The sequence below is a fragment of the Allorhizobium pseudoryzae genome, assembly GCF_011046245.1.
Classification (GTDB): domain Bacteria; phylum Pseudomonadota; class Alphaproteobacteria; order Rhizobiales; family Rhizobiaceae; genus Neorhizobium; species Neorhizobium pseudoryzae.
The window spans coordinates 76,097-97,745 of sequence record NZ_CP049244.1; the positions used below are offsets into that span (position 1 = coordinate 76,097).

Sequence of the window (21,649 nt, forward strand, 5' to 3'; positions counted from 1 at the left end):
ACCCCGGAAATCATGATGGCCCAACCTGCTCCGACAATCGCGCCCCCGTTCGAACGGGCGTTTCTGCTGCTGAAACGAAGCGTCGATGAGGGCCGTATTCCGGGCGGCGTTCTCGGCATGGTGGATCGGGACGGCAACCGCCGCACACGAGCTATCGGGCTGGCACAGAAGGTCGGCGGCGAACGGTCCATGACGCTCGACACATGGTTCGATTTTGCCTCCTTGACCAAGCCCATCTTCACCGCGCGCAAAATTCTGGAACTCGCCGCTGCGGGAACCCTCGACCTCGATGCGCCCGTGACAACGCTGATCCCGGACTTCCGGCAATATGCGCCAAACTGCTGGGAACGGGCGGTGACCTTCCGGCAGTGTCTCGGACACCAGACGCCCTTTCCCGCCGTCGAGCCGATCTACACCTATGGCGACGATCCGGACCGCCTGCGCGCCTTCGTGCTGCAGCGCGAGTGGCGGCATGGCGAGCCTGTCTATTCCGACATCAATTATATCCTGCTCGGCATTGCGCTCGAGCGGCTGGAGGGGCGGCGCATCCGTGAGATGGACGCCGGGCCGGGCTTTGCCTTCGCCGGTGATCCCACAAATACCGCGGCGACCGAATTCTGCGCCTGGCGCGGCCGTATTCTCTGCGGTGAGGTGCATGACGAGAACTGTTACGCGCTGCAGGGCTCCGGCCACGCAGGACTGTTCGGAACCGTCGGCGCCGTTCTCGATCATGCGCAATCTCTGCTTGCCGGCGACGGTGCGGATGACCCGGTCGTGCGTTTGATGCGCCAGCCGCTTTCCGACCGGCGTACGCACGGGTGGGAGCGTCCCTATCCCGGCTGGTCCGGCGGCTCTTCATGCAATGACAGCGTCATCGGCCATACCGGCTTTACCGGAACCGGATTGTGGATCGATTTCGAGACGGGGCGGGCCTGGACGCTGCTTACCAATCGCGTGCATCCGAGCCGGCATTTCGACAGCGGGATTTTTGCCCTGAGAGCCGCCATCGGCGATACGATCAACGCAGACTGAGGAGAAGACAGATGCAACCGATCTGGGCCGTCGGGCTGATGACAGGAACCGTCCTCGACGGCAATATCGATGTGGCACTCCTGAAGACCGATGGCGAGGCGATTGAGGCTTTTGGCCCCTATACGCTGGCACCTTACGACCAGGCGACCCGTACGCTTCTGGAAGAGACCCTGGCCGAAGCCCGCAAATGGAACTTCGAAGGCCCGGAACCTGCAATCTTTGCCAGAGCCGAGGACGCGTTGACGCGAGCGCAATCGGCCGCCGTTCGCAATCTGGTGAAGGAGGCCGGGTTGTCGATGGCCGACATCGGCGTCGTCGGTTTCCATGGCCAGACGGTCCTGCACCGCGCTCCGCAGCAGGGCCGGCTCGGCGCGACACGCCAACTGGGCGACGGCGCGCTGATGGCAGAGCTTCTCGGCACCAGGGTGGCCTATGATTTCCGCAGTGCCGATGTGCGGGCGGGTGGACAGGGCGCGCCATTGGCGGCGGCCTATCATTCGGCCCTCCTGAAGGGCGTTTCGCAGGATGGTTCTGCGGCGATCCTCAATCTCGGTGGGGTAGCCAACATCACCTGGAGCGATGGCAAGGGCCATGTGGTTGCCTTCGACACCGGTCCGGCCAATGCACCGATCAACGACTGGGTGAAGATGCATGGCCGCGGCGACATGGATCGCGATGGGCTGATCGCCGCCTCGGGTCAGGTGAACGAGGAGCGCCTCGCGCACCTGCTGCAACACCCCTACCTGTCGGCAAAATTCCCGAAATCGCTCGATCGCTTCGATTTCGGCGCGGCCATGGCAGAGGGCCTGCCCCTTGAAGACGGCGCGGCGACGTTGACCGCCTTCACAGCGTCGGCCGTGGGCAGGGCACTCGACATGCTGCCGCAGCGGCCGGAAAAACTGTTCGTCAGTGGCGGCGGGCGGCATAATCCGACCTTGATGACCCTGCTGGCGGACCGCGCCAAGGTCGAGGTTCAGCCGGCCGAGACGCTCGGCTGGCGGGGCGATGCGGTCGAGGCGGAGTGTTTTGCTTTCCTGGCGGTGCGCGTGGTGCGTGACCTGCCCATCAGCTTCCCGACAACCACAGGGGCACCGGAACCGATGACCGGCGGGCGGCTGGCCGGTTGAGCCCTTCGGGGATCATGGACTTACGAGGCTTTTCTGGAGGAATTTGCGGGTGCGGCCCACGGGGAAATCCGGGAGTTCACCGAAGACCTCGTAGCCCTGGCGTCGGTAGGCCTTTTCCGCCACCGGATTGAAGGTGTCGATCCAGGCGGAATGGCAGCCGCGCGTGCGTGCCTCGTCTTCCGCCGCCGTCAGCATGCGGTTTGCCATCTTCTGGCCGCGCAGGCTCTCATCGACAAAGAGCCACTGGATATAGAGCCAGCCCCAGGCCGTGTAACCGCTGATGCCGGCCAGCAACTGGCCGTTCTCGCCCCGGACGAACACGGCCAGAGGTGTGCGTTCCGATCTTCCGACGTCGGCGTCATTGAAGGCGGAAAGACGCGCCCCGATGATGGCGAGTTCATCCGGTTCGGGGTTGGACGTAACGATCAGTTGCGGGTTCATGACGGCTTTCCATGACTGAAAACACAGAACATACCAGGAGCTGCGCAACATCAAGTGGCTGATGCGGGTTTCCGCAAGGATTACCGTACTTTGGCGTGCATCTTCATCGCCTGGATACCGGCGACCAAATCGCTGAAGCGATCGCCCTGGACGATGATGTGACTGCGCAGTTCAGACCGTGCCTCTTCGGCGTTGCCGGCGAGAATGGCCTCAACGATGCTCCCATGTTCGCGCACCGAAATCTGCATGCGATTGCGCACCCGAAGCTGTAGGCGGCGGTAAGGACGCAGCCGTCGATGCAGCATGACGCACTGGTCCTTCAGGAACGCGCTGTGGCTTGCCGTGTAGATCGCGTGGTGAAACACCTCGTTGTCGTAATAATAGGCATCCGTATCACCGCTGGCGGCAGACGCAAGGCAGCGTTCATGCGAGGCGGATAGTGCCAGCCTGTCGGCATCGGTATGCCGGCGGGCAGCCAGCGCGCCGGCCATCGCTTCCAGCTCTCCCATCACCTCGAACATCTCAAAGACATATTGGGGCGGGTGATCGATGACGCAGGCGCCACGGCGCGGTCGAATCTCCACAAGGCCGATGGCACTCAACTGCATCAGAGCCTCACGGATGGGTGTCCTCGACACGCCGAAACGGGCTGCCAACTGCGTTTCGTCCAGCCGGTCACCCGGCTCGAACTCTCCCGTGACGATGCCGTTCTCGATCTCGTCGCGCAGTTTGTAGAAGGTGTTCTCGGACATGATGGACCCGCGTATATTCCCTGATCTTTTCTGTATACAGGAACATTGACATCGTACGCAATAAGGGCTCAACTTCTTGCACGCCGGTTGGGAGGCCGGCACAAAGGGAGGAATATCATGAAACGTTACGCCCGCATGCTTGCGTTGGGCGCGGCTCTTGCCGTGGCCGGCATCTCGTCTTCGATTGCTCACGCCGATACCGTGCTCAAGGCTTCGCACCAGTTCCCCGGCGGCAAGGGGGATATTCGCGATGAAATGGTCCAGATGATCGCCCGTGAGGTCGCCGCCGCGAAGGTTGGCCTCACCATCCAGGTTTTCCCCGGCTCCTCGCTGTTCAAGCCGAACGACCAGTGGAACGCGGTGACCCGCGGCCTTCTCGACCTCACCTCGTTTCCGCTCGACTATGCATCCGGTCGCCATCCAGAGTTCTCGGCAACGCTGATGCCGGGGCTGGTCGGCAATTTTGACCGCGCCATGCGGCTGAACGATTCCCCCTTCATGAAGGATATCAAGGGGATCGTCGAAAAGCAGGGCGCCATCGTCATTGCCGATGCCTGGCTCTCCGGCGCCTTTGCCTCCAAGAAGGGCTGCATCACCTCGCCGGACACGATGAAGGGGCAGGTCATCCGGGCCGCTGGCCCGGCGTTTGAGGAAATGCTGGCCGCGGCCGGCGCCTCCATCGCCTCCATGCCGTCTTCGGAAATCTATTCCGGCATGCAGACCGGGGTTCTGGACGCCGCCAACACCTCATCGGCAAGCTTTGTGTCCTACCGGCTGTTCGAGCAGGTCAAGTGCCTGACAGCGCCTGGCGAAAACGCGCTCTGGTTCATGTACGAGCCCGTGCTGATGTCGAAGCGTGTCTTCGACGGGCTGAACGCGGACCAGCAGAAAGCCATCCTGGCGGCGGGCGAGAAGGCCGAGGCCTATTTTAACGAAGAAGTCCGCAAGGGCGACCAGCTGATGATCGATACCTTCAAGAAGGCCGGCGTCGAGGTGGTTGAAATGTCGAAGGCCGATTACGACGCCTGGCTCGCGATTGCCAAGGAGTCCGCCTACAAGAATTTCGCCGCCAAGGTTCCGGGCGGTGAAAAGCTGATCGAAGAGGCGTTGGCCGTCAAGTAACGGCTCCACCTCACAAGGCGAGCCGGCGACCGGCTCGTCTTTCCACCGTCCGATCGGGGATTTCTTCCATGGTGAAAGCCTATATCTGGGCCATCGGTCAGCTGTCACGCGCCTTTGCCGTGGTCGCGACACTTCTCATCATTGCCTCCATGCTGGTCGTCTGCCAGATGATCTTCCTGCGCTACGTCTTTGCTCTGCCGACCATATGGCAGACCGATTTCGTCGTGTTTTCCGCGACCGTCGCGATGTTCCTCGGCGCGCCTTACGTCCTCCTGAAGAACGGCCATGTCGGCGTCGATGTGGTCGAGATGATGGTCGGCGATCGTGCGCGCCTGTGGCTCCAGACCATCGGAAGCGTATGCGGACTGATCTTCTGTCTTGCCATGCTCGCGGCCAGCTGGATCCAGTTTCACGATGCCTGGGCCGGTGACTGGCGCCATTCCAGCATGTGGGCGCCGCCTTTGTGGATTCCGCTCTCGGCCCTGCCGCTCAGCTTCGCGCTTCTGTGCCTGCAATACAGCGCGAGATTGCTGGGGCTTGTCCAGGCTCTGGCCGGAAACCGGGCAGCGCTTGATGCCACCCCAGAAACCCACGCCATTCCCGTCAAGGAGACCACTCGATGAGCACCCTGTCCGCCGGTCTGCTTCTCATTGTCTCGCTGTTCGTCCTGCTGGGCACCGGCATGCCGATTGCCTTTGCGCTCGGCCTGTCGGCGGTTGCCGCGCTGGTGCTGCAAAACGGCCTGCCGATCTTCTACATCCTTGGCGACACGATGTTTTCCGGCATTGCCAACCTTGCCTATGTCTCCATCCCAATGTTCGTGCTGATGGGGGCTGCCGTGGCATCGTCTCCGGCAGGGGCAGACCTCTATACGGCACTGGATCGATGGCTGAACCGCGTTCCTGGCGGGCTTGTGTTGTCGAACATCGGCGCCTGCGCCATCTTTTCCGGCATGACCGGCTCCTCGCCGGCCACCTGTGCCGCGATCGGCAAGATGGGCATTCCGGAAATGCTGAACCGCGGCTACCCGAACTCGGTCGCGACGGGGTCGATTGCGGCCGGGGGAACGCTCGGCATTCTCATCCCGCCCTCGGTGACCCTCATTGTCTACGGCATTGCGACGGAAACATCGATCGGCCGCCTGTTCATGGCGGGCGTCCTTCCAGGCATCATGCTGACGGTGATGTTCATGATCTGGGCGGTGATCGACTGCAAACGCAAGGGGTATAATTTCGACGCTCGTGCTGTCCGCTATACCCTGAAGGAACGATTGGTCGGCCTGCCGCGCATCCTGCCGTTCCTGCTGATCATCGCCGGCACGCTTTATGTTCTCTATGGCGGCGTGGCGACCCCTTCGGAAGCCGCCGGCGCCGGTGCCTTCCTCACGCTGCTGGTCGTGATCCTGGCTTATCGCCTGTTTCGCTTCCGCTCGGTGTCGACCATTTTCAGCTCCGCCATGCGCGAAAGCGTGATGATCATGATGATCATGGCCGCCGCCGAGCTTTTCGCCTTTGCGCTGTCTTCGCTCTACATCACGCAGTCCATCGCCGAGACGATTGCCGCGCTCGATGTGAACCGCTGGGTCCTGATGGGCATCATCAACGTCTTCCTGCTGGTTTGCGGCATGTTCCTGCCGCCGATCGCGGTCATCGTGATGACAGCTCCGATGCTGTTTCCCATCGTGACGCAGGCAGGGTTCGATCCCTACTGGTTCGCCATCATCCTGACGATCAACATGGAGGTCGGCCTCATCACCCCGCCGATCGGTCTCAACCTCTTCGTCATCAACGCCATTGCCCCGACCGTGCCGACCAAGGACGTGCTCTGGGGTGCCCTGCCCTATGTGCTGGTGATGTTCCTGGCCATCCTGATCCTCTGCATCTTTCCGGGCATCGCCACTTGGCTGCCCAACCACATGATGGGAGCGGTCTGATGAACACCACTTCCTTTTTTGGGGATATGCTGCAGACGATTACCGATCGTGGCAAGCGACTGCTGTTCTCCAACCCGAAGGTGAGCGCCGCCGATCCGCTGACGGTGATGGAGCAGTTGTGCCAGTCTCTCTTGTCCAGCCGCGGTGAAGCCTCTGGCATGGCCTTGGCACGGGACGTGCTGGGGAACTGGCAGATGCTGCCGGCAGAGGGAAAACGCGATTTTCTGCATCTGCTTGTCACTCGTTTCGGCCCGGATACAGAACGACTGGAAAAGGCCATTGCGGGGTATCAGCAGAACCCGACGGCAAAGACGCTGCTGGAACTGCATGTGTCTGCCGAACCCTTGCGGCAGGAGCTGATCCGGCGTCTCAACCTGGCACCGAACGGCACGGCAGCGCTGGTGCGGATGCGCGAAACGCTGCTTGGCCTGAAGCGGGAAAGCCCGGACCTTGAGGCACTGGATGCCGATTTCAGCCACCTCTTCGCCTCCTGGTTCAACCGCGGTTTCCTGATGCTAAAGCAGGTCAACTGGTCGACGCCCGCCGACATCCTGGAGAAGATCATCCGTTATGAGGCTGTCCACCACATCGGCAGCTGGGAAGAATTGCGGATGCGGCTCGCGCCGGAGGATCGTCGCTGCTTCGCCTTCTTTCATCCGCAGCTCGCCGATGACCCGCTGATTTTCGTCGAAGTGGCTTTGACGCGGCATACCCCGGCAGCCATCAGCGAGGTTCTGACGGAGGGCCGCGAGACCGTGCCCGCGGGCGAAGCGACAACCGCTGTCTTCTATTCGATTTCCAACTGCCAGGAGGGGCTGCGCGGCATCTCCTTCGGCAATTTCCTGATCAAGCAGGTCGTGGAAGACTTGCGGCGGGAGTTTCCGAAACTATCGACCTTCGTCACGCTGTCGCCAGTGCCCGGTTTCGCCGCGTGGCTGGCCCATGAGCGCAAGGCGGAGACGAGCGACATCCTGACCCGCCAGGACCAGGAGCGGCTTGCCATCCTCGACAGCGAGGACTGGGCCGATGATGATGAGCGTGTTCAAGCGCTGCAGCCTCTGCTCGCCAACGCCGCGGCCTGGTATTTCCTCAAGGCGCGGGATCGCAATGGTCGCGTGCTCGATCCTGTCGCCCGCTTCCATCTCGGCAACGGTGCCCGTCTCGAACAGTTAAACCTGTTCGGCGACCGATCTCGTCGCGCCATGCGCCAGTCACACGGGCTGATGGTCAACTATCTCTACAAACTTGACGACATCGAAGTGAATCACGAAGCGTTTGCCGCGCGTGGCGAAGTGGTTGCGGCCCCCTCGGTGCGCAGGCATCTACCGACGGATCGCGGCGTGCGCGCACTGGCGCCGCTGGACGGTGCACAGTCAAACAGTCAAAAGGATCACCAGGTCCTCAACAGCAACAGGGAGTTTCGTGCATGAGCAACCATCTTTTCGACGCGATCCGGAAAGGGTTGCAACCCGAAGCGCCGTTCATCGAAACGAAGGCGGGACGGATCTGGTCCTATGGCGACATGCTGTCTCTGTCCGGCCGGCTGGCCAACACGTTGATCGCGCTTGGCGTCACACCCGGCGATCGCGTCGCCGTGCAGGTGGAGAAGAGTCCGGAAGCGCTGATGCTCTATCTCGCCTGCGTGCGGGCCGGTGCCGTGTACCTGCCGCTCAACACCGCCTATACGCTCACGGAGCTCGACTATTTCATCGGCGACGCAGAGCCGCGCCTCGTTGTCTGCAGCCCGAAATCCCGCGAAGGACTTGGGCCGATCGCAGCCGCCCACGGCGCGCGTGTCGAAACGCTGGATGATCAGGGCGGCGGTTCGATGATCGAGGCAGCAGCCGGGGCTTCCGACGTATTTTCCGATATTGCACGTGGCCCGGACGACCTTGCGGCGATCCTCTATACCTCCGGAACGACCGGCCGATCGAAGGGCGCCATGCTGACGCATGACAATCTCCTGTCGAATGCACTGACACTTCGCGAATACTGGCGCTTCACCAGCGCGGACCGCCTCATCCATGCCCTGCCGATCTTCCACACGCATGGCCTGTTCGTCGCCTCGAACGTGACGCTGATTTCCGGCGCCTCAATGTATTTCCTGCCGAAGTTCGATGCGGACGAGGCCTTGTCCCTGATGGCCAGCTCGACGGTGATGATGGGCGTGCCGACTTTCTATGTCCGCCTCGTCCAGTCGCCGCGCCTGACTCGCGAGGCGACGGTCGGAATGCGGCTCTTCATCTCCGGTTCCGCGCCGCTGCTGGCCGAGACCCATCGCCAGTTTCAGGCCATGACGGGCAAGGCCATTCTGGAACGCTACGGCATGACCGAGACCAACATGAACACCTCAAACCCCTATGACGGCGAACGCATCGCCGGGACGGTCGGGTTTCCGCTGCCCGGCGTTTCTCTTCGTGTGACCGACCCCGAGACGGGCGCAGCCGTCGCCGATGGCGAGACCGGCATGATCGAGGTGAAGGGGCCGAACGTCTTCAAGGGCTATTGGCGCATGCCGGAAAAGACCGCGGCGGAATTCCGTACCGACGGTTTCTTCATCACCGGTGATCTCGGCAAGGTGGATGAGCGCGGCTATGTTCATATTGTCGGCCGGGGCAAGGACCTGGTGATTTCCGGCGGCTACAATGTCTACCCCAAGGAGGTCGAGACGGAGATCGATCAGATCGAGGGCGTCGAGGAAAGCGCCGTCATCGGCGTGCCGCATCCGGATCTTGGAGAAGGCGTCACCGCTGTCGTCGTCAAAAAGCCTGAGGCGGCTGTCGATGAGCGGGCGATCCTCATGCATCTCGAGCCGCGGCTGGCGCGCTACAAGCAGCCGAAACGCATCCTCTTCCAGGACGAACTTCCCCGCAACACCATGGGCAAGGTTCAGAAGAATATCCTGCGCCAGACCTACGAAAACCTCTACGGACGTTAGCCCGTCCGCCTGAAGAACCCTGGCGGTCGGCAACGACCATGAGATCAGACCCTGCCCTGCGATACCTCGCGCGGCAGGGTTTCGATAAGACGTTGATGAGGTCGGTGCGCGGTGGGCGGCCACTCACTGACCCGAGACGACCTTGATCAGGTCTGTCCGCACCGTCGCGATGTGATTGCGAAGCAAATCTGCAGAGCGTTCCCACTGCCCTTCCCGCAGCAGACGGATGAGTTCCGCGTGTTCGGCCATCGCCTTGTCCATCGCCGCGCTGTTGGACAGCTGCAGACGTGTATAACGATCGCTCGTCTGCAACAGCGAGGCAACGATCTGCTGGCTGCGTGGCATCTCGGCACGGTGATACATGGCCATGTGCAGGTCGGCGTTCAGCCGCCCATAGTCATTGACCTGTCCCATGGCGATGGCGCGCACATATTCGGCCTGCTTTTCGTCCAGCGCAACGAAATCCGCCTCCTGCAGACGTGGTGCTGATGCGAGCAGCAGGCGCGGTTCCAAGAGCAGGCGCAGATCGAACACATCGTCGATCTCCGATCTCGACAGCTCCGAGACGATCGCACCCTTCTGCGGCAGGATCTTCACAAGCCCCTCCGCCTCCAGCTGGAAGAGCACCTCGCGCACCGGAATCCGGCTCACGCCATAGGTCTCTGCCAGCGCATCCTGGCGTAGCTGCGTGCCGGCCGCAAAACGGCCGGAGAGGATCGCCTGACGGATCTCGTCCATCAGCGCCCCGGAGAGTGTCTTGTGTTTCAGCTTCAGTGCCATGGCATCCAGCTACACGAAATCCGCAAAAAAGCCAGTTGACTTTCAAAATGTATAAAATCTACATTATACGAAATTCGAGGGAACGATAGCAAAATGAATCACACCTCCACAGGGCCTCGCGGCGGACGCCCCGCCGTTCCCGTCCGCGGACTGATTGCAGTCTCGGAAGGCATTCTCGCTGTCGAGAAAAGGGCGGTCGCCTTTTTCATGGCTCTGGTGATGGGCCTGATCCTGTTGAACGTTGTGACACGCTATGCCGGCGCCCCGCTCTACTGGGTGGATGAGGCCGCCGTTTATGCGGTGGTCTGGCTGACCTTCATCGGGGGATCGGCCCTGACACGTCTCAGGCTCGATTTCGCCGTGACGCTGCTGAGCGAAAAGCTGTCTCCGGCCAATGCCGGGCGGCTACAGGCACTGGCCACGTTCATTGCCCTCCTCTTTGCGATCGGGCTGGTCGCGATGTGCTGGGCGTGGATGGATCCGATCGGCATCGCATCTGCCGGTTTCGATGCCCGCGAATACGCTGCGGAGAGCTTCAACTTTCTCTATACCGAGCATACCCAGACGCTGAACTGGCCGACATGGATCGTCAGCCTGGTCGTTCCCCTGTTTGCCGTGACACTGACGCTTCATACCGCCGCCAACCTGGTGGAGGAGCTCGGGCTTGCGCCGAAGACGGTCCGTTCGGACTTCACCACCGCCGAGGGAGTGAACTGAGATGATCACGACCGCGGCTTTTCTGGTCATAATGCTCGTTGGCGTGCCGATCGGCCTCTGCCTCTGCATTTCCGCCGCCATCTACATCTGGGCGAGCGGCAATACGCTGCTTTTCCAGAGCTTCCCCGTTCAACTGTTCGGTGGTGTCGATAATTACGGCCTGATCTCCATCCCGCTGTTCGTGCTGATCGGAGAGGTGATGAACGGCGGCGGCATTACGCGCCGCATCATCGACATGACGATGGCCATGATCGGCGCGATGAAGGGCGGTCTCGCCTATGTCAACCTGATCGCCAACATGTTCGTCTCCTCGATCCTTGGGTCGGCGACGGCGCAGGTTGCCATCATGGCGCAGATGATGGTGCCGGAGATGGAGAAGAAGGGGTATGACAAGACCTTTGCAGCAGGTTTGACGGCCTATGCCGGCATGCTCGGTCCGATCATTCCTCCGTCGATCATGTTCGTCGTCTATTCCGTGCTGGCCCAGGTGCCGGTGGGCGACATGCTGGCGGCCGGCATGGTCCCGGGCATTCTCCTGACCGTCATCTTCTGCATCATCATCTTCCTGATGGGCTGGCTGGTCTATGACTACCCGCGCGGCGAACGGCGCACCCTTCGCGAACGTTTCAAGATCATCGTCGGGGCGCTTCCGACGCTGTCGATCCCGATCATCATCGTCGGTTCGATCCTGGCCGGCCTTGCCAACCCGACGGAGGCCGCAGCGGTCGGCGTGGTTGCGGCCATTCTCGTCGGACGCTTCTGGATCGGCGAGCTTTCCCTTGCACAACTGCCGAAGATGCTGCTGCGGGCGGGGATCTATTCCTCCGTCGTGCTGCTGCTGGTCGCCGCCGCTGCGGTCTTCTCCTGGGTTCTTGTCTACGGCATGATTCCGCAGCAGGTGGCTGCCTGGGTGCAGACCATTGCGTCCGATCCGATCACCTTCCTGTTGCTCGTCAATGTGATTTTGCTGGTGATCGGGACCGTGATCGACGGCGCTCCAGGCCTGATCATGACGGTGCCGATCCTGCTGCCGATCGCAACCGAGGTCTATGGCATCGATCCCGTGCATTTCGGCGTTGTCGTCGTGATCAACCTCGTCCTCGGTTTTCTCTCCCCGCCGGTCGGACTGTGCTTCTTCGTGGCGGCGGCGGTGACCGGTGCAAAGCCCGGCAAGATGTTCATCGTGACGCTCCCCTTCTTCTTTGCCGCATGCGCACTGCTGGTGCTGCTCTCCATCTTCCCCGCCATCTCGACCTTCTTCGTCAAGTGACTGTCAGGCCAACCACAAAAACCAGAGGATGAACCAATGACGATTTCCCGCAGAAGCTTCCTTCGCAACACCACCCTTGCCGCCGCCGGTGCCTCGACACTTTTCGTGCCGAACGTGCTGCGGGCACAGGACACGCGCACCTTCCGCCTCGGCATCACCACGCCGCCCGGCCACCCGTGGAACAACGCGGCCCTGAAGGTCGGTGAACGTCTGAAGGCGGAAACGAAGGGACGGCTTGATCTCGCCGTTTTTCCGGCCAACCAGCTTGGCACGGAAGCAGCCATGCTGCAGCAGATGCAGGCCGGCTCTCTCGATTTCGGCTGGATCATGACCGCTGAACTCGGTTCACGCATCCCCTCCATCGCGGCCATCAATGCGCCCTATCTCGTCGATTCGACGGCCAAGGTCGCAAAGCTCGTGCGCGATCCGATGGCGATGAAGATGCTGGATGTGCTGCCCAAGGAAACGGGAACGCTTGGCCTTGCCTGGGGCATCACCACCATGCGCGTGGTGTTCACCGCCAAGGAGATCGGCGGTCTTGATGACCTGAACGGCCTGAAGCTGCGTATCAACACCACGCCCGCCTATCGCGACTTCTACCAGATCCTGGGCGCCGCCCCCACGCCGATCCCGACGCCGCAGGTGTTCGATGCGATGTCGAACGGACAGGTGGACGGCCTTGAGGCCGACCTCGATTTCTCCTGGAACCAGCGTTTCGACAAGGTGTCGAAGACGATGCTGAAGATGAATGCGATCTTCATGCCCTGTGTTGCTCTGGCCTCAGGACGTGTCTGGAAGGATGTCTCCGCCTCCGACCGCGAACTGATCACGGCGCTGACCAAGGACGCGCTGGACGCACAGATCGATGCCACCGTTGCAAACGAAGCAAAGCTGTTGGAAGAGTTCAAGAAGGTCATCACCGTCAAGGAAGTCCAGGTCGCGGACGCCGGAAAGGTGATTGCGGAATACGACAAGATCTGGCTGCCAAAGGCCCCTAACCTCGCCGACTTGCGCAAGCTCGGCGCCACCCTCTGAGCCTCCGCTACGACGAGGCCGAACGTCAAGACCCGGCGCGGCGTCCCCTCCGATGAGGGGGCGCCGTCCATGATAACCACTCTCTGCTCGAGGCCGGACCAAACCGCCGGCGCCAAGGAACCAACATGAAAGCTTCGATCTTTTCCGGCGTCGTGCCGGCCCTGATGACCCCCTGCAAGGACGACCGCACGCCGGATTTCGACGCGCTCGTCAGGAAAGCCCGGCAACTGATCGAGGCCGGCATGTCCGCCGTCGTCTACTGCGGTTCCATGGGCGACTGGCCGCTTCTGACGGATGCCCAGAGAATGGAAGGGGTCGAGCGGCTGGTCGAGGCCGGCATTCCCGTCATCGTCGGTACGGGCGCCATCAACTCCGGCTCCGCCGTGGCACTGGCCGCCCATGCACAGAAGGTGGGCGCGAAGGGCCTGATGGTCATCCCCCGTGTCCTGTCGCGCGGATCGGTCATTGCTGCGCAGAAGGCGCATTTCAAGGCCATCCTGTCTGCCGCGCCCGACCTGCCCGCCGTCATCTACAACAGCCCCTATTATGGCTTTGCGACGCGTGCGGACCTCTTCTTCGCCCTGCGCGCCGAACATCCGAACCTCGTCGGCTTCAAGGAGTTCGGCGGGCCTGCCGACATGCGCTATGCGGCCGAAAACATCACCAGCCGCGATGACGACGTCTCGCTGATGATCGGCGTCGATACCGCCGTCTACCATGGTTACGTGAACTGCGGCGCAACCGGCGCGATCACCGGCATCGGCAACGTCCTGCCGAAGGAAGTGCTTCATCTGTGCAACCTCGCTGAGGCCGCCGCCAAGGGTGATGCGGATGCGCGCGTTCGCGCCAAGGAACTCGAAGAAGCCCTCGCCGTGCTTTCGTCGTTCGATGAAGGCCCGGATCTCGTCCTCTACTTCAAGCACATGATGGTGCTGAAGGGCGACGCAGAGTATGCGCTGCATTTCATCGAGACCGACGTCTTGAGCGAGAGCCAGCGCGGTTATGTCGAGGCGCAGTTCGCCCTGTTCAACAGCTGGTATGCCGCGTGGAGCCAATTGCCAGGCGCCGTGCAGGCCTGCAAGGTGTGACACCGTCTCAAGCCCTGCCCGAAACGGCAGGGCTTTTCCGCCACACACGTTTTCCCATCCCGGGGTTAAGCGCTCATAGAACGGCAGCGGCAGGTATGTTCATCCCAGAACGATTGGCGCTCTGCCTTACAGCATCCATCAGAAGCGGAACAACTGGCCTTACGCCGCGAACGGTTTCTCAGGACTCTTCTGTTGAATTGTCCTCTGAAGGACCAATATCGGAAACGGAAGGTGCTTGCGGGTCAGGCAATCAAGGCAATGTATGGTGCTGTATCGGATCGCGGTGTTTATTTCCCCCGGCATGATGACGGCCGAAACCTGCCATGCATGGGAACGCGAGGGCTGCAAGCTCATCGTTCATGATGACTATCCACCGATCGTGGACATCATCGATCATTGCGCCGCCGGGGCGCTTCTCGATATCAAGCTGCGCGCCAGTTACCTGTTCGATCTCTCGGAGATGATGACCCTCAAGAGGGTGCCGCATGTTTTCGTCGTCACGGACGAAGCGCCGGGCTCGCATTATTCTCTGAATGGAACGCCGGAAGGCATTCGGTCCATTCTCGATGAACTTCTCTTTCAGGACGACTGCGGTCAGCGCCATTGACGAAAGGGCGGTCTATGGCGCTTGCGTTTGCGGGGCATCACGATTGAGGCGCGCCTCCCGCAGTCTCGCGGTCTTCGCCCGCAGGCGATCCGCTTCATCGTCGATGCGATGAGCGGCCTCCGCGTTGGCTTCTGCAGGCACCTGGGTTCGCTGGAACGCGATCTCCGCCTGCTGCCGCGATTTCGAGTATGTCTGTACCATCAAGGTCTCCAGATAGGATGAAGATAAACAGAAGGCCGGACTCTCGCCCGGCCTTTTAACCCTTCCGTCTTCCGCCGTGCCAGTACATCCGTGGCGCCGGTGAAGCGAAGGTTGAGCGTGTTAGGCAGCCTGCAGGTTGCAGGCCGACATCTTGCCCGACTTCATGTCGCGCTCCAGATCGTAACCCAGCTTCTGGCCTTCGACGATTTCGCGCATTCCGGCGCGTTCGACAGCCGAGATATGGACGAACGCATCCGCGCCGCCATTGTCAGGCTGGATGAAGCCGAAGCCCTTGGTGGAATTGAACCATTTTACGGTGCCCGTGGTCATGATGAACCCTTTCAAAGCATTGTTGATCGACCGCAGAAGCAAGTGCTCCGCGGATGGTGATTGGCGATGTTTTGAGAGGGAAATTCGTTCAGGACGCGGTGCCAGACGCGCAACAAGCAAAGCTCAGCAAGCAAAAGATCGATAAACCAGAAATAGTGGATCCGGCAGAAAAAGTCAACTTTTAGTTTTTCCGGATATTCGACCCACGAAAGCGGATGATATTTCCCTGTCCATCGATGCCGCTTTTGATGCCCGTCCGTCCCGACGACGCTTGGCCTACGCGAGCCGCATTCAAGGCCGCCCCCGATGCGACGGGCTACCAGTCGGCGAACCCGTCGGTGCCATGGAACAACGGCTTTCGCCGTGCATTCCCCTGCATCCGCCGCAGGATCGTCTGCGGGATAGCGAGTACACTCTATGCTTCCAAGAATTGCCATTATCGGGACCGGCCCAACCGGCCTCTACACGTTCAAGCAGCTCATCACATCGACCGTTCCGCTTTCGATCACACTTTTTGAAGCGGAGAACGAACCGGGCAAGGGCACACCCTATCATCCCGACATGAACGATCCGGCGATGCTCTCCAACATTCCGAGTATCGAATTGCCGGCGTTCAACGAGACATTGGTTGCATGGCTGCACCGACAGGATGACGATACCCTGGCGCGGCACGGCATCCGACGGGAGGCGATCGATGAGCGCGAATTCTATCCGCGCCTCGTTCTTGGTGATTACATGCAGGCACAGTTTGAACGTATGCTCACCTTGGCGGCCGAGCGTGGCCACGATGTTTCTGTGCTTGCCCAACACAAGGTGTTGGACATTGAAGTCCAGACAGACGGAATTCGCCTGCAGGTCGGCGGTCCGGATGGCAACGAGGACACGATGTTCGATCATGTCGTCATGGCCACCGGCCACAACTGGCCCGAGACAACCGAAGTCCGCCCGGGTTATTTCGTGTCCCCCTGGCCGGCAGCCGTCCTTAGATCCATCCGCAATCAGAGCGTTGGGATTCTCGGGACTTCGCTGAGCGGTCTTGATGCGCTGATGACGGTCGCCACGGCACATGGCATGTTCTACGCCGATGCCGCCGGCGACCTGCAATATCAGCCAGCGACGGACACCGAGGAGTTCCGCGCCACTTTGATGTCGCGCAAGGGCATTCTTCCGGAAGCTGATTTTTACTGCCCCCTTCCCTACGTCACGCCGCGCGTGTGCACGCAAGAGGCCGTCGATGCCCTGATCGCCACGGGCCGCCATGACCTGCTTGATGATGTTTTTAATCTGTTCCGGCAGGAAATTCTTGCGGCCGACCCGGACTATGCGGCCAGGATCGGCTTATCCCATCTGACCGTCGAGAGCTTTCCGGGGGCCTATTACGCAGACCGGAGAGATAGCGACCCCTTTGTCTGGGCGGCACAGAATCTCGCGGAAGCCGAAGAAAATCGACACAAGCACTATACGGTACCCTGGCGTTACGCGATCCTGATCACGCACGAAATCGTGGCGCGTGTCATCCCGCACCTCGATACGACAGACCTGAAGCGATTTCACCGGCACTTCAAAAGCATTTTTATCGATGACTATGCCACCGTGCCGCTGACCACGATCCGGCGCGTGCTGGCGCTCGCCCGGGCGGGCAAGCTCTCCATCCTGAAGCTCGGAGAGGACTATGAGATCAGGACGGCCGAAGACGGCTTGGACCGGGGCGCGGAAATTACCGTCGCTGGCACTGTGCATGCGTTCTCGGCTTTCATCGATGCAACCGGCCAGGAAACACTATCGGCGACAGACCTGCCCTTTCCGACATTGGTCGCGCAGGGCAGCGTCAAGGCATCGGCGACACACGAAGCCGACACGCTGCTTCTGTCAAACCGCAATCCTCATATCGTGCGCACAGGGGGAATAGACGTCGACGAGCATTACCGCCCCCGCCTCGACCTCAAGTCGAATGCACGGCTTTACTGTGCGGCAATCGCCTTCTTGCTGCATAAGGAGCCTTTCGTCCAAGGCATCACCAGCGCCCGCGATATCGGCGAGACGGTCGCACAAGCAATTCTGAATGATATTAATTCTGTCTTTGCGGAGCGCCTTTTTCAGGTCTCTGCATAGACATCGTCACCGACGGTCATTGTCGCCGACGCGCACGGCGTGGCGTAAACACCGAGATTGCGCCGGTTGTGACGCATGATCCCCCGCAGTATCTCGGGTTCCTCATCGAGACCAGGCTGAGCGATCAGCGTCATGCCGCAGCGCCGTGTCGCATCGGTGACATCGACATGCAGATCTCCGATGCGGATGCGTTGACCGATCCACGCATTTTCCAGAAACCCTTCTCCGTCTTCCGTATCGATGACGACAGACGGCCTGAAGCGGCGTGGATCGATCGATGAAAGGCCGGCGACATTCTGCAGAGCCTCAAGCGAGGCGGATGTCACCAGGTGAAGCGGAGCAGGCTGGTAGCGATTGGACACGACAGGAAATCTGACATCAGCATCGCCGTAGATCCCGAGTGCGACGGCAAAACCGAAATACGATGCAAGGTGTTCGGCAAGGGCTCGATCATCAAGGGCGTAAGCTGTTGTGTCCGGGAAATGCAGAACGGGCAATCCATCGGGCGGTTGTGATGCTGAGAGAAAAACGGCTGGACGCCAGCGCATCTCACGTTCCGGCGCAGCGGCAAGACCGGTGGACGCATCGAATAAGGCGAACTTCCGGTCGTCGACAATACCGCCGGGCAAAACCTCTACGGTCCGCATGACTTCTCCGCCGACCGAACTGACGGGATACCGTCGGATGTCTCGCACTCGACCGATCTTGCGCATCGTTTCTCCTTTTTCCGGAGATCATACGCACATCACGCGCCATTGTTCCGCGCCGCAGGGTCCATTGGCGGACGGGGCCCCTGGCCCTCAAAAAAAATCTCCCCGGCAGTGCCGAGGAGATTTCGATCTCGCAATCAACGAGAACTTGGACTGGAGTTTTATGGCTCTCCCGAGGGTACGGGGTGGATCAGAGCGACATATAACTACATATCATCTTTAGCTTATTGGCGCCGTTTTGTCTCGGAGAAAAGGTGTGAAGTGAAGATTTTTTTTGATCGTCACTAAAATTGAATCATCATCAAATAATTGATTCAAAAAAGAAAAAGCCCGGATGTCCCGGGCTTTCTCCATCCAATCCGTAGGGATTAGAACGAACGCTGCAGGCGGAAGAAGCCCGAGGTGTAACCGTCGCCGGCGTTGACATCGTCACGCTCGGTGTACTGTACGGAAACCTTGGCAGCAAAGCCCTGGGTGATTGCGTAGTCGAGCGTCACGCCGGCCTTCCAGCCGTCGAGGTTGCTGTTCCAGGCAATGTTGTCCCAGTACTGGAAGCCGGGGGTGATCTTGAACTTGTCAGTCACAGCAGCTTCGTAAGCTACGGCATAGGCCCACTCGGAAGCCGAGTAGTAAGCGTTGTTGCCGGACGAATAGACCACTGCACCTTCGAGCGTGCCCGGGCCGATAGCGGCGCTCAGGATACCACGAACGGCACCTTCTTCACGGTCAACGTCGTAACCGCCGAGCAGGGCAGCCTTGACCGGGCCGAATGCGCCAGAAATCTGGCCTTCGACGCCGAGCGTGTCGTTGTTGGTGAAGGTCGGGCTGCTCAATTCGTCAACGAAGATACCGGCCTTGAAGGCGCCGAGGGTTGCTTCGTAACCGATCTGGTTGATGCGGTTCGAACCGAGTTCATCGGTTTCACCAACGATGCCCAAGTCCCAGTAGTTGTAGCCGTAACCAGCGCGGAAGCCGCCGAGGGTCAGGAAGGCTTCGTCGATTTCAACCTGGCCATCGTTGGCGTTCAGGTTGTTGCTGGAGTCGTCAGCCCATGCACGAACCGTGATGGTGCCGCCGAGCGGACCGTATTCGGTGTCGGACTTCGAAGCGAAGGTAACGAGACCGCGGGTGCGGGCGTTCCAGTTCGGCTGCGAGTCACGCTCGTCTGCGTCCACCTGGAAGCGGACGTAACCGCTGATCTTGAGGCAGGTTTCGGTGCCCGGGATGTAGAAGTAGCCCGTGCCGAAAGCATCGCACACGCGAACGTATTCCATCGGCTCCGGCTCAGCGGCGACGATAGCATCGGCAGCCTGAGCGCCGGATACTGCTGCGAGTGCAGCAGCGGAGCCGAGAAGAAGGCTCTTGATGTTCATAATGACCTCCAGTCAATACTGTTTTACGACGCAAACCTGAGACACTGTCGAATCTCATCCACCTGAATGCGCTGACCTCGTAATGACAGATGTATCGCTTGATGCGCAATAACTGATAGTCACTTAGAAGCGCTCAGGGCGGTTCATAAGCGTCGCCTGTAGTAAATGAGCAACAATCACATTTTCGGCATTCAACGGCTTGTGAACGCATCCTCTCTTGCGGCGGCAACGGGAATCGGGAAGCCGCCTCTCGAGCGGCAACGCCGTTAATTCATATAATTAAGGGTGCGCATCGCGCAGCAGATGTCTTGGGTCGCGCCCTTCATATATATAGAGAGTCGCAACTGACCTTGATGGCCCGGCGTTCCTCGTGAGCATCCGTTTCAAGACCTTGCTGCCCGCCCAAGCGACGACCGCGCAAGCGAGTCATATGATCAATTTGGAATCATTCTGACAAAAGGTTGAACAGCAGCCGAATTCGTCGTACTAATGTGCTGGCGGAGCGCTTCGGTTCTCCCAGGGAGGCAGATGGATTCGGGGTCAGTCAGGTGAAATCTGGTGCAAGAGGCAGTGTATCGCTCGTCGCGCAGGTGCGCGAGCGTCTCAGGAGCGATATCCTGGGCGGGCAATATGCGCCGGGCGACCGACTCCCGAGCGAGATCGAGCTGACCGAAACCCATGGCGTCAGCCGCACCGTGATTCGCGAGGCGGTGACCGGGCTGCGATATGATGGTCTGGTAGAGGTCCGCCAGGGCGCCGGGATCTTCGTCCTCAACGCAAAAATCCCTGCCCCATCGTCGTCTCGACCGGACACGGCACGCATTTCGTCGGACCTTGAGGTTCTGGAGGTTCGCACCCCGCTGGAAATCGAGGCCGCGGGGCTTGCGGCACTGCGCCGTTCGCCGGCCCAGGAAGAGGCGATTTTCGACTGTCATGCGCAGGTGCTCCGCTGCATCGAAGCCAACGAATCCATTCGTGAGGCGGATCTCGCGCTGCATATGGCCATTGCCGCCGCCACCAACAATCCGCTGTTCATCGAGTTTCTGCGGGCCCACAGCGCCTCGGCTATTCCGCAGTCGAAGATCGTGGCGGGCAACGAAGCCGCCGACCAGACCGCCTATCGCCGCCTGATCCACAAGGAACATCAGGCCGTCGTGGTTGCCATCTCGGATGGTGACGAAAAAGGTGCGCGCGCGGCGATGCAGGATCACCTCCGCGGCAGCCAGATCCGCTATCGGGATCTGCTGCGGGACCTGCGTGGTCTGAACGCACACGCCTGAGCGGCGATCCTCACGGGTCCCTGCCCCAGACTTCGATTTGCGAGAGCGCCGGATAGGGCGAGGGATCGTCAGCCTTCACCATGGAATGAAGACGAACCCATTCCACCCTGCGTTCGGGAATGACAAAACGCTGCGCGGCGCCCGACTTCTGGAGCGGAAGCTGCATCGTCTCGCCGTCGGAGAATGTTACGCTTGCGCTTTCCCACCAGGCATCGTGCGGAAAATCTGCGCGCAGATATAGCGCAACCTCGTCCACCAGGACGAGGCGGCCAAACTCCACGGTCAATTCTGCTGCGGGGTCGCGATTGATGCCCCAGCTGGTGAAAGGCCAGGATCCGTGATCGAAGCTCGCCTTCTCGCCGTCGATGGCGTTGCGGGCGGCAAACTGCGCCTCGCCGCGCGTTTCGACATTGGCAATCGCGCGCGGAAACAGCGACTGGTTGCCGTGCTGGTCGAGAGGGTTCAGCGCAAGATTGCGCCGGGCCGCAATCTCACCGGATCTGGCGCTGCGAACATGCAGACGGTGCAGCGAGCCCGAAAAGGCCTGCGGCGGATAGGGCATCCGCTTTTCGGAAAACGGGATGGTGAATTCGAAGGATGTCGTCTTGAGGTAGAGAAGTGCCGGCATTACCGCCACATCCAGCGCCAGACTGACGAAGCCAGGTTCCGAACTCTGGACGATCAATCGATCCCCCTCCTCGTAGACCGCCTGGTGGACCAAAAGCACTTCTTCCATGCCGTGAGCTTGTGCCTTCGTGTTGCCGGTGGCGTCGATGACCGTGAGGGACAGTTGCATGCGTA

The 21,649-nt window shown here is 60.7% G+C and carries 22 protein-coding genes; 14 read left to right on the forward strand and 8 right to left on the reverse strand.

The window, feature by feature from the left end; genetic code table 11:
* Positions 1–12 precede the first annotated feature (12 nt).
* Together G6N78_RS19385 and G6N78_RS19390 are read left to right on the forward strand one after the other, a co-directional pair.
* On the forward strand, positions 13–1,032 hold the full coding sequence (locus G6N78_RS19385) for a serine hydrolase domain-containing protein (RefSeq protein WP_165225238.1): 1,020 nt from the start codon (positions 13–15) through the stop codon (positions 1,030–1,032).
* An 11-nt stretch (positions 1,033–1,043) separates the two neighbouring features.
* A complete protein-coding gene (locus G6N78_RS19390; protein WP_165222695.1) occupies positions 1,044–2,159 on the forward strand; it encodes an anhydro-N-acetylmuramic acid kinase in 1,116 nt (371 codons plus the stop codon).
* A 12-nt stretch (positions 2,160–2,171) separates the two neighbouring features.
* Here the strand turns inward: G6N78_RS19390 and G6N78_RS19395 are convergent, their stop codons facing one another.
* Entirely contained in the window at positions 2,172–2,600 is a 429-nt protein-coding gene (locus G6N78_RS19395) for a GNAT family N-acetyltransferase (protein WP_165222698.1), read from the reverse strand.
* Between the two features lie 80 nt (positions 2,601–2,680).
* Positions 2,681–3,352, reverse strand: a complete 672-nt coding sequence (locus tag G6N78_RS19400; protein WP_165222701.1) for a GntR family transcriptional regulator — start codon at positions 3,350–3,352, stop codon at positions 2,681–2,683.
* Positions 3,353–3,487: 135 nt separating this feature from the next.
* On the opposite strand from G6N78_RS19400, the gene G6N78_RS19405 reads away from it, so the two are divergent.
* From G6N78_RS19405 to G6N78_RS19425, 5 genes are all read left to right on the forward strand, one after another.
* Complete coding sequence (locus G6N78_RS19405; RefSeq protein WP_370691552.1) at positions 3,488–4,474, forward strand: TRAP transporter substrate-binding protein; 987 nt, start codon at positions 3,488–3,490, stop codon at positions 4,472–4,474.
* 68 nt (positions 4,475–4,542) lie between these two features.
* Positions 4,543–5,097: a TRAP transporter small permease subunit gene (locus G6N78_RS19410; protein ID WP_165222707.1), complete on the forward strand. Its 555-nt coding sequence runs from the start codon at positions 4,543–4,545 to the stop codon at positions 5,095–5,097.
* Positions 5,094–6,407, forward strand: coding sequence for a TRAP transporter large permease (locus G6N78_RS19415; RefSeq protein ID WP_165222710.1), 1,314 nt, complete (start codon positions 5,094–5,096; stop codon positions 6,405–6,407). Before G6N78_RS19410 ends, G6N78_RS19415 begins: the two co-directional genes overlap by 4 nt.
* Positions 6,407–7,837, forward strand: a complete 1,431-nt coding sequence (locus G6N78_RS19420) for a malonyl-CoA decarboxylase (RefSeq protein ID WP_165222713.1) — start codon at positions 6,407–6,409, stop codon at positions 7,835–7,837. Before G6N78_RS19415 ends, G6N78_RS19420 begins: the two co-directional genes overlap by 1 nt.
* On the forward strand, positions 7,834–9,345 hold the full coding sequence (locus G6N78_RS19425) for a malonate--CoA ligase (RefSeq protein WP_165222716.1): 1,512 nt from the start codon (positions 7,834–7,836) through the stop codon (positions 9,343–9,345). The genes G6N78_RS19420 and G6N78_RS19425 overlap by 4 nt, the downstream gene beginning before the upstream one ends.
* Positions 9,346–9,468: 123 nt before the next feature.
* Here the strand turns inward: G6N78_RS19425 and G6N78_RS19430 are convergent, their stop codons facing one another.
* On the reverse strand, positions 9,469–10,125 hold the full coding sequence (locus tag G6N78_RS19430) for a GntR family transcriptional regulator (RefSeq protein ID WP_165222719.1): 657 nt from the start codon (positions 10,123–10,125) through the stop codon (positions 9,469–9,471).
* Between the two features lie 93 nt (positions 10,126–10,218).
* Between G6N78_RS19430 and G6N78_RS19435 the strand changes: the two genes are divergently transcribed.
* The 5 genes from G6N78_RS19435 (at position 10,219) to G6N78_RS19455 (ending at position 14,842) form a co-directional block, all read left to right on the forward strand.
* The gene (locus G6N78_RS19435; protein WP_165222722.1) at positions 10,219–10,842 is read left to right on the forward strand and encodes a TRAP transporter small permease; all 624 of its coding nucleotides are present in this window, start codon (positions 10,219–10,221) and stop codon (positions 10,840–10,842) included.
* Between the two features lies 1 nt (position 10,843).
* The gene (locus G6N78_RS19440; protein WP_165222725.1) at positions 10,844–12,112 is read left to right on the forward strand and encodes a TRAP transporter large permease; all 1,269 of its coding nucleotides are present in this window, start codon (positions 10,844–10,846) and stop codon (positions 12,110–12,112) included.
* Positions 12,113–12,148: 36 nt separating this feature from the next.
* Positions 12,149–13,147, forward strand: a complete 999-nt coding sequence (locus tag G6N78_RS19445) for a TRAP transporter substrate-binding protein (protein WP_165222728.1) — start codon at positions 12,149–12,151, stop codon at positions 13,145–13,147.
* Positions 13,148–13,272: 125 nt separating this feature from the next.
* Entirely contained in the window at positions 13,273–14,235 is a 963-nt protein-coding gene (locus tag G6N78_RS19450) for a dihydrodipicolinate synthase family protein (RefSeq protein ID WP_165222731.1), read from the forward strand.
* Positions 14,236–14,470: 235 nt separating this feature from the next.
* A complete protein-coding gene (locus G6N78_RS19455) occupies positions 14,471–14,842 on the forward strand; it encodes a hypothetical protein (RefSeq protein WP_165222734.1) in 372 nt (123 codons plus the stop codon).
* 12 nt (positions 14,843–14,854) lie between these two features.
* Here the strand turns inward: G6N78_RS19455 and G6N78_RS19460 are convergent, their stop codons facing one another.
* Together G6N78_RS19460 and G6N78_RS19465 are read right to left on the reverse strand one after the other, a co-directional pair.
* Complete coding sequence (locus G6N78_RS19460) at positions 14,855–15,043, reverse strand: hypothetical protein (RefSeq protein WP_165222737.1); 189 nt, start codon at positions 15,041–15,043, stop codon at positions 14,855–14,857.
* Positions 15,044–15,163: 120 nt separating this feature from the next.
* A complete protein-coding gene (locus tag G6N78_RS19465) occupies positions 15,164–15,373 on the reverse strand; it encodes a cold-shock protein (RefSeq protein ID WP_165222740.1) in 210 nt (69 codons plus the stop codon).
* Positions 15,374–15,790: 417 nt separating this feature from the next.
* Between G6N78_RS19465 and G6N78_RS19470 the strand changes: the two genes are divergently transcribed.
* A complete protein-coding gene (locus tag G6N78_RS19470) occupies positions 15,791–17,485 on the forward strand; it encodes an FAD/NAD(P)-binding protein (RefSeq protein ID WP_165222743.1) in 1,695 nt (564 codons plus the stop codon).
* Here G6N78_RS19470 and G6N78_RS19475 read toward each other — a convergent pair.
* Together G6N78_RS19475 and G6N78_RS19480 are read right to left on the reverse strand one after the other, a co-directional pair.
* On the reverse strand, positions 17,470–18,132 hold the full coding sequence (locus G6N78_RS19475) for an MOSC domain-containing protein (protein WP_234906046.1): 663 nt from the start codon (positions 18,130–18,132) through the stop codon (positions 17,470–17,472). The two genes, G6N78_RS19470 and G6N78_RS19475, sit on opposite strands and share 16 nt — an antisense overlap.
* Positions 18,133–18,563: 431 nt before the next feature.
* Positions 18,564–19,568, reverse strand: a complete 1,005-nt coding sequence (locus tag G6N78_RS19480) for a porin (protein ID WP_165222749.1) — start codon at positions 19,566–19,568, stop codon at positions 18,564–18,566.
* A gap of 494 nt (positions 19,569–20,062) precedes the next feature.
* Between G6N78_RS19480 and G6N78_RS19485 the strand changes: the two genes are divergently transcribed.
* A complete protein-coding gene (locus tag G6N78_RS19485; RefSeq protein ID WP_165225241.1) occupies positions 20,063–20,848 on the forward strand; it encodes a FadR/GntR family transcriptional regulator in 786 nt (261 codons plus the stop codon).
* Positions 20,849–20,858: 10 nt separating this feature from the next.
* On the opposite strand, the gene G6N78_RS19490 is transcribed toward G6N78_RS19485, so the two are convergent.
* Positions 20,859–21,644, reverse strand: a complete 786-nt coding sequence (locus tag G6N78_RS19490; protein WP_165222752.1) for a discoidin domain-containing protein — start codon at positions 21,642–21,644, stop codon at positions 20,859–20,861.
* Positions 21,645–21,649 lie beyond the last annotated feature (5 nt).